The organism is Mesorhizobium liriopis (assembly GCF_024053505.1).
Classification (GTDB): domain Bacteria; phylum Pseudomonadota; class Alphaproteobacteria; order Rhizobiales; family Rhizobiaceae; genus Mesorhizobium_B; species Mesorhizobium_B liriopis.
In genome coordinates this window covers 289,549-300,600 of the sequence record NZ_JAMXQS010000003.1, presented here as the reverse complement: position 1 = coordinate 300,600, position 11,052 = coordinate 289,549, and the positions used below count along the sequence as shown (strand labels likewise).

Here is an 11,052-nt window from a genome sequence, read left to right as displayed (position 1 = left end):
CGAACGGTTCGAGGGCATGGGAACCGTGCGCCCCCTCAATCCATTCATCAGCGCGCTTCCGGCTGGCGTCGCCCTCACTTCGTCGGCGGAAGGGACGGGGCCCATCCCGGCAAATGTTCCGGGATGGGCTTCGTATAGATCAGAGCCTCAGGCCGCGTCGGCCTGTGCCTGCACCTTGGGCTCGGATGTCCGCTCGATCCACTTCGCGAAGCGATCGACCCAGCCATTCAGGAAGTCCCGGGTGGACGGATCGACCACATTGTTGTCCGCGTCGAAGAGTTCGGGCTTGTAGGTAAAATAAACCTCCGGCTGGCCCATCAGCACCGTGTCCACGACATTGAGCAGGCCCTTCAGCGAGTTCTGCCCTGCCGCCGTACCGGTCGCGCCCGGTGTGGCACCCGTCAGGGCCGCAGGCTTCGCCGCCCATGAGTTCTTACCCCAGGGCCGCGTGCCCCAGTCGATGGCGTTCTTGAGCGCGGGCGTGAAGTAACGGTTGTATTCCGGGGTGACGAACAGCACGGCATCCGCCGCTTCCACTTCGCTTTTCATGCGCAGAACGGATTGAGGCGGATTGGCCCAAAGGTCGTCATTGTAGAGCGGCAGGTCGCCGATCTCGATGAGTTTGAAGTCGAGACGGTCGGCAGCGAGCTTGCCCAGGCTTTCGGCGAATTTGCGATTGATGGATTCGCGGCGCAGCGAGCCGACGAGAACGGCAACGGTTTTCATTTCCAAACCTTTTGTTTCTAAAAGAGACCTAAACTAGAATAGAGACTCATGCAGTTGATACAAGACGGCACCGAAAGGTAACAAAGGCTCCTCCGTGAAACAGACTGTTTCCGCACCTACTCACACCTGCCGCAAGGCGAATGATGTGATCGCGCTCATCGGTGACAAGTGGACCGTGCATATCGTGATGCTCCTGGCATCGGGCACGCAGCGCTTCAGCGACATCCAGCGACAGGTGGACGGCATCTCGCGCAAGATGCTGACCGTCACCCTGCGCGGGCTCGAACGCGACGGCTATGTCACGCGGACGGTCTATGCCACCGTGCCGCCCCGCGTGGACTACGCGCTGACGCCGTTCGGTTGCGAACTGGTCGGCCCCTTGCGCGCGCTGGGCGACTGGGCGATCGCCAACCAACCTCGGGTGATTGCCGCGCGCGTGGCTTACGATAGGCGGGATTTGGCGGCCTGATCGTCCTCGATCAGGCTCTTCGGCTCCGTCCAAAGGATCGATCCGTCGACATTCCGGATATCCCGCTTGCCGCAGAGCGCCATGGTGATGTCGAGTTCCTTGCGGATGATCTCCAGCGCTTCCCTGACACCCTGTTTGCCGCCGGCACCCAGGCCGTAAAGGAACGGCCTACCGATGAAGACACCCTTGGCACCGAGTGCCAAGGCCTTGATCACATCCTGGCCCGAGCGAATGCCGCCATCGAGATGCAGTTCGATCCTGTCGCCCATCGCATCCTTGATGAAGGGCAGCATGGAGATCGAGGACGGCGCGCCGTCGAGCTGGCGGCCGCCATGGTTGGATACGATCACCGCATCCGCCCCGCTTTCGCGTGCGAGCCGAGCGTCTTCAGGGTCGAGGATGCCCTTGAGAATGAGCTTGCCGCCCCAGCGCTCCTTGATCCAGGCGACGTCGTCCCATGACAGGCGCGGGTCGAACTGCTCGGCCGTCCACGACGACAGCGAGGACAGGTCGTTCACGCCTTTGGCGTGGCCGACGATGTTGCCGAAGGTACGACGCGGCGTCTTGAGCATCGCCATGCACCAGCGCGGCCGGATGGCCATGTCGAGAATGTTCTTCACCGTCAGCTTGGGCGGGGCCGACAAGCCGTTGCGTAGGTCCTTGTGGCGCTGGCCCAGGATCTGGAGATCGAGCGTCAGGACCAGCGCCGAGCATTTGGCGGCCTTGGCGCGGTCGATGAGATTGAGCACGAAATCGCGGTCCTGCATCACATAAAGCTGGAACCAGAACGGCTTGGTGGTGACCGAGGCCACGTCCTCGATCGAGCAGATGCTCATGGTCGAAAGCGTGAAGGGGACGCCGAACTCTTCGGCCGCCTGCGCTGCCAGCATTTCGCCATCCGCGTGCTGCATCCCGGTGAAGCCGGTCGGCGCGAGTGCCACGGGCATCGACACCCGCTCGCCGATCATCGTGCTTTCAAGCGATCGGCCGGTCATATCGACCAGCACGCGCTGGCGCAGCTTGATGCGCGAAAAATCCTCTTCGTTCGAGCGGTAGGTGGATTCGGTCCAAGAGCCCGAATCCGCATAATCGAAGAACATGGTCGGCACCCGGCGCTTGGCCTGCGCCTTGAGGTCCGCGATGGTGAGCGCTTTGGGCATGATGTCGAACTCACATATCTGGCTGGAGTGCCGAAGCCGCTCCGCTTCGGTCCGACCACGCGCATAGCCATTCCACGCTTGAAGCGCGAGAGGAATTAGTTGAGTTGGCATTCAAATTTGAAGGCGGTGCGCAGCAGTAAATAACCGGAGGGTGATACCGATCACAGAACCGTGAGCCGAACCTGCGTAGAGCGCGGTCATGGGAGAGGTTCATCTGGCGAGTTTTGCGGTTCTTTCCGTGCTGGGCATGCTGGTGCCCGGACCCGACGTGGCACTCGCCATCACCAATGGCTCGCGCCATGGCATGCGGCATGCGCTCGCGGGAATCGCCGGCGTCGTGCTGTCCGATCTTCTGCTGGTTGTTGCCGTCGCAGTCGGCCTGGGGGCGTTGCTTTCGACTTCGGACTATAGCCTTGTCGCCGCGCGCATCGCGGGTGCCGCTTATCTTGCCTTCATCGGGTTCTCGGCCTTTCGAACGGCAGGCATGGCCGTGCGCCTCAGCGAACCGGGCGCCGGGGCCGGCGGAGGGGCCGCCGCGCTTTGCTTTCGAAGTTTCGTGGTGGCCTTCACCAATCCGGAGGCCTGGCTCTTCTTTTCAGCCATTCTGCCGCCCTTCATCGACGCCGACCGGGCGCTTCTGCCGCAATATGCCGTGCTGACCCTGATCGCCGCCGTGGCGGACGTTTCGGTGCTTCTCGTCTACGCCATGCTCGGCGCGCAGGCGACGCGGCTTTTCCGTTCGGCGCGCGCGATCTGGATCGACCGCATCTATGGAGGTGCGCTGCTGGGCCTGGCGGGCACGCTCGTTTTGTCCTGCTGGCGCTAGACGTTTTCCGGGGGGCCGGTCGCCGGAACTGCTTCAGTGGTTTCAGGCAGCCGCCACGGCCTTCAGTGCGAGATGAACGGCAATCGCGAGGATGGCGAGGCCCGCCGCGCCGTCCACGACCGGCCGTGCGCGCAGATAGGCTCGGTGCACCGTTTCACGCGAGAACGACACGGCCACGAAGCCGAACCAGAGCAGCGCCACGCAAAGAACGACAGCGGCTCCTTCGAGCGGCGCGAAAGGCCGGGTTGTGCCGGCCGGCGCCAGAGCGAGGCCGAGAAAGAACAACAGCGTCAACGGGTTCATCAGGGCCGTCGAAAATCCCAAGAGAAAGCATGTGAGCGGCGGCGGAACGGCGCGGGACGGCATGTGGTGGTAGGCCGCCCAGGCCTTGACGAGCGCGGTGATGCCGATCCGCGCGAGAAGGGCCGCAAAGACCAGTTGCATCACCGATACCAGCCGCACCCAGGGTGTGATGAGTTCGGCACCCGATAGAGCCACGCTTGCCGTGACCGCTGCGCCCACCGCCACCCCAAGCGCTGTCATCAGCGCATGGCGGCGCGAGGCCTGCAGGCTGATCTGGCTGACCACCAGGAAATTCGCGCCCGGCGTCACCGCCAATGCCGCATAGGAGAGCGCGAAGCCACCCAGAAGTGGCAGGTCGGCGGCTGCGGGGAGCGCGACGGGGAGGGCAAGGGATATCATGACGCCTCCCTGCCACCGCCTTGTTACATGCACTGTGATAGAGCTCACATTGATCCCGGTTTCATGCCTTGGATAGGGTGTCCTGCGCGGCTGGGTCGGCAAGCATTGCTTTCGTAGGGGAAGGGGATGCAGACTGCGGTTCTCGCGGCGCGGCGTCGCGATGGGGAAGTGCGAATCGGCAAGGGGATGTCGGACCGCCAATATACGCGGCAGCTGGCGACCATCATCGCGATCGATGCGGTGGGGTTCTCCCAGCTCATGGGCGAAGACGACGAGGCTGCGGTCGCAGCCTTCGAGCATCGGCGCGACCTGATTTCGGCGCGCTGCGCGGCCCATGGCGGGCGGGTCTTCGGGGCCGCCGGCGACAGCATCATGGCCGAGTTCGGCTCGCCGGTGGAAGCATTGCGCGCGGCCTTCGACTTTCAGGAAGCGGTCGCGGCCCTGAACGCTGCGAGCAGCGACCGGATGCGGATGGGTTTTCGCGCCGGCATCAACACCGGCGACGTGATCGTGCGCGGCGACCTGCTGTTCGGCGACGATGTGAACATCGCAGCCCGCGTGCAGGAATTCGCGCCCGAAGGCGGTTTCGCGGTGTCTGAAACCGTCTGGCACCACGTCAAGGACAAGACGCCGGCGGATTTTGCCGATCTCGGTGAGTTCCGCCTGAAGAACATCGCCTTTCCCGTGCGCATCCTCGTGGCCTCGATGCAGCCGGGCACGGCGAACGAAGGCGCGCACTTCCCTGCGATTGCGCGATCGGCGGCAAACAGCGGCCCGCCCGCCATCGCGATTCTGCCGCCGGCTTGCGAACCGGATCTCGCCTTCATGGCCGACGCGCTCGCTGAAGACATCATCAACGGTTTGAGCGCCACACGCTGGCTGCCGGTGATCGCGCGTTCATCGAGCTTCGAGTTCCGAGACGAGCGTTTGTCCGCACGCTTCATCGGACACGCGCTCAACGCGCGTTATCTGGCGAGCGGGAGCCTGGCGCGGGTGAACGGCTCGGTGCGCCTGGCTGTCGCCTTGGAGGACGCGGCTCATGGCCGCCTGCTCTGGCGCGGTACCTATGAGCGGCCCTTGGAAGCGCTGGGCGAGCTTCAGGCCGAGGTCGGCCGCGAGATCGTGGCCATGCTCGCCAAGGAAGTGGATCGCTTCGAGCAGGCGCGCTCCTTTCAGGCGCCGCATGAGCGATTGGACACCTGGCAGCTCGTGTCGCGCGGACGCTGGCACATGAACCGCCGCACACGGCGCGACACACAGACGGCACTCGCCTTTTTCGAGCAGGCCCATGATGCGGATCCTGGGTCGAGCGCCGCACTCAACGAACTCGCCTGGTGGCATTTCTGGCGCGCCTGGCTGCGCTTCGGCGAGAGCGAAGGCTTGCGCGAAGTGGATCGCTACGCCCGCCGTGCGCTTCTGATGGACAGCATGGATGCGAGACCCCACGCCCATCTCGGCATCAGCGAGATCATGCGTGGCCATGCCGAAAGCGCCATCGAGCATTTGAGCGAGGCGCTCAGGCTCAATCCCAGCTTCGCTTTCGCCCGTTCGGCCATGGGCAGCGCGCATCTGCTTCTGGGGCGGGGGGCAGCCGCCGCGCCCTTCTTTCGCGATGCCGAGCGCCTGAGTCCCTTCGACCTCTACGGTTTCCACAATCTCGGCGAACTGACCGCCAGCATGAGCATCGAAGGGGAATGGGACGAAGCGATCCGTGCCGCCGACCGCTCGCTCAACCTCTCACCCGGCTATTTCTATTCCCGCTTTCTGAAGATCGGCGCACTGGGGCGGCTGGGCCGTCATGACGAGGCGAAAGCCGAGCGCAGCCTGTTCGATGCGCGGCACCCCCAGTTCACCCATGGGCATGTGCGCTGGATTCCCTTTGCCGACCGCCGCATCAATGAGCGGTTCATCGAGAGTTTCGAGCTGAGCGGGGCGCTCGCGACCGCATGAAAGTGATCCGGCTCACAGTGCCCCCGTCGGACCGGCCCTATAGCGGATTCCCGCTATAGGCATGAAAGAGGGGCAGACGCGCGATGCCGGGGTTGAAATATTTCGATGCCATCCGCGAGGCCCAGGTCAAAAGCCCGCCTATCGACCAGCTGCCGCCCTTCGACATCGAACGCCTGCGCAACACAGGAACTGTCCCGAAGCTGATCGGACGGTTCTTGGAAAACCCGCGCTGGTGGCTGAGCCTCTTGCGCCAGTTCTGGCCCACCCCACGGCTGGGCCGCTTCATGCTCGCCACCTGCCATCGCGACGTGCGCGAAATCCTCGAGCGTGGCGAGGATTTCGAGACGCCCTATGGCCTCGAGATGACCGAAATGGGCGGCGGCGCGCCGTTCATTCTCGGCCTTCAGGACGGCTCGCTCTACCGCCGCCTGAAGGGCCAGGTGCTCGCTGCCTTTCCGCCTGACGAGATCACGCGGATCGTCGAGCCCATGGCGCGAGACTATGCCCGAAGCATCATGCGCCAGGCGGCCCCGCCCTTCGATGCGGTGTCCGATCTCCTGCGCCTCGTGCCCGTCCGCATCTGCCGCGACTATTACGGCCTGCGCATCGACGACGAGCCGCTCTTCGCCGACTGGACGCTGACGCTGAGCGCGCTGTTCTTTTCCGATCCCACCGCCAAGCCCGCCACGCGCGAGCTGGCTTTGGTCGCAGCGGATCGCGTCGGGATGCTGATCGACTTGTCGCTGGCGCAAGCCGACACGCTCGCGCCCGGAAAGCCCGTCTCCCGCCTCCGCGCGATGGTGGATGACGGACGCCTCACGCATGAGGAGGCCCGCGCTGTTCTGATGGGCATGGTGGTGGGGTTCGTGCCGACCAACATCCTGGGCAGCGGCAATGTGCTGGACGTGATCCTGTCGCGCCCCGATGCGCGTGCGGCTTTCGACGACGCGCTCGCCGCTCAAGACGACCGCATGCTCGACAAGGTGATCTACGAAGCCATGCGCTTCAAGCCAATCTGGATCGGCCCTTGGCGATATGTTCCGCGCGACACCGTGCTTGGGCAGGGAACACCGCGCGAGCGCAGGGTGAAGGCCGGCACCGTGGTGATGCCCGCGACGCTTTCCGCCATGTTCGATGCCGAAGCCATTCCCGACCCGGACCGCTTCGATCCACTCCGCTCGCAGCGCCAGTCCATGGTCTTCGGCCACGGCATCCACCTTTGCATCGGCATGGAAATGGCGCGCGTGCAAATCCGCGAATGCCTGAAGGCGCTTTTTGCCAAACCGGGCCTCAAGCGCGTGAAAGGCAGAAAAGGGCGGCTGACCCGGCTCGGTGCCTATCCGGAACGCCTGCTGGTCGCGTTCGAGCGCCACGAGCTAGTGCAAACAACGCCGCAGGCGCTCGTCACCATCTGCTGCGAGGTCCGGCGGCAGGCGCCTCTCGCGGCGCTCGAAGAACAGATCGCGGCACTAGGCAACCCGGCCCAAGGCCCGATCGGCCAGGCGCTTGCTGCCAGCGGCATCATCCATTTCACCAGCATCACGCTGTTCAAAGGCGAGGCGGAAACAAACGAAGCCTCCTATGTGGTGATCGAACTCTCGGGCGATGGCGACCGCAACACCGTGGTCGAAGGCTTCGCCGAGCACGCCGAGCCCTTTCTGCGCCCGCTCCTCGAAGTCGGATGCGGGCTATCCCCTCGCGAACCGCTGGCGCGTTTCCTGCTCGGGCGCTGCCTCGATATCTCGGCGAGCTTCGGCAGCTTGTCCGGCTTGGTCTTTTCCGGCACGCCCGGCCATTCGGTGAAACGCATTCTGGCGGAGGAAGACCTCGCCTGCGCGGTACGCGACAGCATCGAAGGCGCCCGCGGTGAGGGGAAGGGGGCCGCCGAAACGCTGGCCCAGGTCCGACAGACCATCACCGCCGACCCGCGCTTCGGTTGGGCCTTCGAGCCGGCGGTAAGTCGGCTCGACAAGCCGCAGGGAAGCCGCTGGAAGGTTCTCCGTGCCACGCTTCTGGCACCCCGCGTGGCGCTTTTCGTGGCCCTCGTCTATCTCGTCTGCGTCTGGCTCACCTTCTGGGGCCTGTTCGATCTGCGGGTCAACCCGATCACGGTCGGCACATCGTTCCTCCTGGCGCTGCTCGGCCCCGGTGCCGTGGTGCTGATCGTGGTCGCCATCGGCCTCTGGCTTCTGCGCCGCCTCGAAAACCACGATCGGCCCGACGATGCCGCCGTGCCGCTCAGTGAGCTGGAAGCGCTGATGGCGGGCGAGAACTGGACGGCACAGAACCATCTCACCGCTGTTTCGCGCATCAAGCCCGGCTTCATCCGCATCATGAGCCTGCGCGCCGCCTTTTATCTCGTTTCGATCACCGCCACCCATCTCTTCAAGCCGGGCTTCCTCGGCAGTCTCAACACCATCCACGCCGCGCGCTGGGTGGTGCTGCCCGACCGCAAGCGCCTCGTCTTTCTGTCGAACTATGACGGTTCGTGGGAAAGCTATCTGGAAGATTTCATCGCAAAGGCCTCCGCCGGCCTCACCGGCATCTGGAGCAACGCCAAGGGCTATCCGCGCACGCGCTTCCTGTTTCTCGACGGTGCGCGGGACGGCGAACGCTTCAAGCGCTGGGCCCGTCGCCAGCAGGTGCCGACGCGTTTCTGGTTCTCGGCCTATCCCAACCTCACCACGGGCCGCATCCGCACCAATGCGGCGATCCGCAAGGGGTTGGCGAGCGCCACCGATGCACAGGCGCGAGACTGGCTGAGCCTGTTCGGCTCGATGCCGCCACGGCCTGTGATGGAGCCCGCGCAAACGCTCATCATGCCGTTCACGCGCGAGCCGCCATCGGCGGAAACGCTGGAAAGCGGTGAGATCCAGTCGGTCTTCTTCAATGCGCTTGGCCGCCTCGAACACGCCGAAATGCTGGCCCTCCGTGTGCCAAAGGATATCGCGCGGGCGCAGCGGCGTGAGTGGCTGGCATGGGTCCTGGAGAAAACCAGCTTCGGCGACCATGTCCCCGAGATGAGCGCCATGCTGTCCGCCTTCGGTCCCGGTGGCCTCGAAAAGCTCGGCCTCGAAGCGGGGCCGGACGGCGCGCCGCTCCAAACCTTTCCGGCCGCTTTCCGCCAGACCATGGGCAATCCGGAACGCAGCCGGATTCTGGCCGATGCGGAGGAGGACAGGCCACCGCGCTGGCTTTGGGGAAACGCGGCCAATCCGGTGGATGTGGCTCTCGTTCTTTATGCCCGCGACGCCGCGACGTTCAAAGCCGTCCGCGCGGAAGCGGAAGCGCGGATCGATGAGGCCGGCCTCGTGATCGCTCACCGCCTGCCGCTCCATATCCATCGCGAGAACGGTCGCGCAGTCGAGCATTTCGGCTTCGCGGACGGCATTTCCCAGCCGATCGTGCGCGGCACGCGGCGTGCGGTGCGCAAGGATGCGGCGCCCAGGCATACGCTTGCAGCCGGCGAATTTCTGTTCGGCTATCGCGACGAGCACGGCTTCTGCCCGGCAAGCCCTTCCGTGCCCGCCGGTCGGGACCCTGCCGGCACCCTGCACGATGCAGGCGAGGACGCTCACGATTTCGGCCGCAACGGCTCGTTTCTGGTGATGCGCCAGTTCAGTCAGGATGTCTCTGCTTTCGAGAATTTCTGCGAAGCTCGCGCGCAGAGCTTCAACCATCCGGACAAACAGCCCGTTTCGGCACGCTATATCGCCGCCAAGATGATGGGCCGCTGGCCGGAGGGGGCAGCCCTCACGCGGTGCCCGGAGGATCATCGAACCGACCGGATCGAGAACGACTTCTCCTTCGGCGCGGAAGACCCGCAGGGGCTCGCATGTCCCTTCGGCGCGCATATCCGCCGCTCCAACCCGCGCGACTCGCTGGGCGGTGACGCTGAGATTCAGATCAAGATCAACAAGCGCCATCGCATCCTGCGCATCGGCCGCTCTTATGGCGCACGGCGCGGCAGGGGCGAAAAGGGGCTGCTCTTCATGTGCCTTAATGCCGATATCGAGCGGCAATACGAGTTCATCCAGCAGAGCTGGGCCTCATCCGCTTTTTTCCACGGCCTTTCGGGCGAGCGCGACCCGATCATCGCCCCGAGCGGACAGGGCGGCCGGTTCACCATTCCGCATTGGGAGGGCAGCGAGGTTCTGGAAAATGTGCCGCGCTTCGTTGCGACGCGCGGCGGCGGCTACTTCTTTCTGCCCAGCCGCGCGGCCCTGCGCTTTCTCCTCTCTCGGCTCGGTTCAGGCGAGGCCGTCCTCCGCCGCCGCGACACGCCTAAGGGCTGGAGCGCGGAGCAGGCGTAGCGCGCCGCGCTTCAGGGCGATCCAGTCGCGGCCGCGCCAGTCGTTGAGCACGCGGTTGACGGATTCGCGCGTGACGCCCAGAAAATCCGCGAGCTCCGCTTGCGAGATCGCCACCCAGCCTTCTTCGTCGGCGAGCCGTGTGGAAAGAAACAGCAGACGCTTCGCAAGCCGGGCTTCCACGTCGAGAAAGGCTTGATCGCCGAACTCGTCCGACACCCAGCGCAGCCGCGCGCAAAGCAGCTCGATCATAGCACGCGCGAGTTCGGGATGGCGCTCGATACGCTCGAAGAGCTGGCGGCGGTTGAGCGAATAAAGCTCGCACGGCCCGATACAGGTGGCGGTCGCCGTGCGCTTGCCGCCGTCGAAGGCGCCGATCTCGCCGACAAGGCTCTGCCCCTGTTCGATATTGGCGACGAGCTTCTGGCCTTCCGCCGAAAACAGCGAAATCTCGATCCGTCCGCTGACCACGCCATAGATGCGGTCGGACGCGTCGTCCTGCATGAAAAGGTGATGGCCGGCTTGAAAGCGCTCGATGCGACAATCGGCGAACAGGAGCGAAAACAACGCCGGCGCGATCCGCGCCATCAGCCTGTCACCCGACCCTGTCGCGTCTTGAACCATCAGTGCCGCCCGAGATTTGCAGGAAGACTAAGCCTCTAGGGCAGACCTTGGCAAATGAGGGCCGAAGAGAACGTCCCGCCGGCGAAACCCCCGAGGCCGGCGGGACGAGAGGCGGCAGGGGAGGACGAACCCACGGCCTCGAAAAGGAACCCCCTTCGAATGCCGAGCGGTGTAGCGCTTGCGGTCAGCGCCTTCTGTGCGGCGCGTCACATGGAGCGCTTTTTTGCCGGCGGGCAGGAAATCCCTTGGGCTCGACCAACACAAGCCAGCCGAGGCGCATCACGT

General features: G+C 64.8%; 8 protein-coding genes. 4 read left to right on the top strand and 4 right to left on the bottom strand.

What is annotated here, in order from left to right:
- Positions 1-147 precede the first annotated feature (147 nt).
- Positions 148-726 carry an NADPH-dependent FMN reductase gene (locus NGM99_RS07210; RefSeq protein ID WP_252817513.1) on the bottom strand — a complete coding sequence of 193 codons (579 nt, stop codon included), beginning with the start codon at positions 724-726 and terminating at the stop codon, positions 148-150.
- A gap of 94 nt (positions 727-820) precedes the next feature.
- On the opposite strand from NGM99_RS07210, the gene NGM99_RS07205 reads away from it, so the two are divergent.
- On the top strand, positions 821-1,195 hold the full coding sequence (locus NGM99_RS07205; protein ID WP_252817511.1) for a winged helix-turn-helix transcriptional regulator: 375 nt from the start codon (positions 821-823) through the stop codon (positions 1,193-1,195).
- On the opposite strand, the gene NGM99_RS07200 is transcribed toward NGM99_RS07205, so the two are convergent.
- Complete coding sequence (locus NGM99_RS07200) at positions 1,168-2,355, bottom strand: alpha-hydroxy acid oxidase (protein ID WP_252817509.1); 1,188 nt, start codon at positions 2,353-2,355, stop codon at positions 1,168-1,170. The two genes, NGM99_RS07205 and NGM99_RS07200, sit on opposite strands and share 28 nt — an antisense overlap.
- 199 nt (positions 2,356-2,554) lie before the next feature.
- On the opposite strand from NGM99_RS07200, the gene NGM99_RS07195 reads away from it, so the two are divergent.
- Positions 2,555-3,181 (top strand): LysE family translocator, encoded by a 627-nt coding sequence (locus NGM99_RS07195; RefSeq protein WP_252817506.1) that lies wholly within the window; start codon positions 2,555-2,557, stop codon positions 3,179-3,181.
- A gap of 42 nt (positions 3,182-3,223) precedes the next feature.
- On the opposite strand, the gene NGM99_RS07190 is transcribed toward NGM99_RS07195, so the two are convergent.
- Positions 3,224-3,883 carry a LysE family translocator gene (locus NGM99_RS07190; protein ID WP_252817504.1) on the bottom strand — a complete coding sequence of 220 codons (660 nt, stop codon included), beginning with the start codon at positions 3,881-3,883 and terminating at the stop codon, positions 3,224-3,226.
- Positions 3,884-4,009: 126 nt separating this feature from the next.
- Here NGM99_RS07190 and NGM99_RS07185 point away from each other — a divergent pair, with 126 nt between their 5' ends.
- Positions 4,010-5,833 (top strand): adenylate/guanylate cyclase domain-containing protein, encoded by a 1,824-nt coding sequence (locus NGM99_RS07185; protein ID WP_252817502.1) that lies wholly within the window; start codon positions 4,010-4,012, stop codon positions 5,831-5,833.
- An 83-nt stretch (positions 5,834-5,916) separates the two neighbouring features.
- The gene (locus tag NGM99_RS07180; RefSeq protein ID WP_252817500.1) at positions 5,917-10,146 is read left to right on the top strand and encodes a cytochrome P450; all 4,230 of its coding nucleotides are present in this window, start codon (positions 5,917-5,919) and stop codon (positions 10,144-10,146) included.
- Here the strand turns inward: NGM99_RS07180 and NGM99_RS07175 are convergent.
- Entirely contained in the window at positions 10,084-10,767 is a 684-nt protein-coding gene (locus tag NGM99_RS07175) for a Crp/Fnr family transcriptional regulator (RefSeq protein ID WP_252817491.1), read from the bottom strand. The two genes, NGM99_RS07180 and NGM99_RS07175, sit on opposite strands and share 63 nt — an antisense overlap.
- Positions 10,768-11,052: the final 285 nt, after the last annotated feature.

Coding starts and splice junctions, on each gene's coding strand:
- NGM99_RS07210 (WP_252817513.1), bottom strand. CDS start 726: ATGAAAACCGTTGCCGTTCTCGTCGGCTCGCTGCGCCGCGAATCCATC.
- NGM99_RS07200 (WP_252817509.1), bottom strand. CDS start 2,355: ATGCCCAAAGCGCTCACCATCGCGGACCTCAAGGCGCAGGCCAAGCGC.
- NGM99_RS07185 (WP_252817502.1), top strand. CDS start 4,010: ATGCAGACTGCGGTTCTCGCGGCGCGGCGTCGCGATGGGGAAGTGCGA.
- NGM99_RS07180 (WP_252817500.1), top strand. CDS start 5,917: ATGCCGGGGTTGAAATATTTCGATGCCATCCGCGAGGCCCAGGTCAAA.
- NGM99_RS07195 (WP_252817506.1), top strand. CDS start 2,555: ATGGGAGAGGTTCATCTGGCGAGTTTTGCGGTTCTTTCCGTGCTGGGC.
- NGM99_RS07190 (WP_252817504.1), bottom strand. CDS start 3,883: ATGATATCCCTTGCCCTCCCCGTCGCGCTCCCCGCAGCCGCCGACCTG.
- NGM99_RS07175 (WP_252817491.1), bottom strand. CDS start 10,767: ATGGTTCAAGACGCGACAGGGTCGGGTGACAGGCTGATGGCGCGGATC.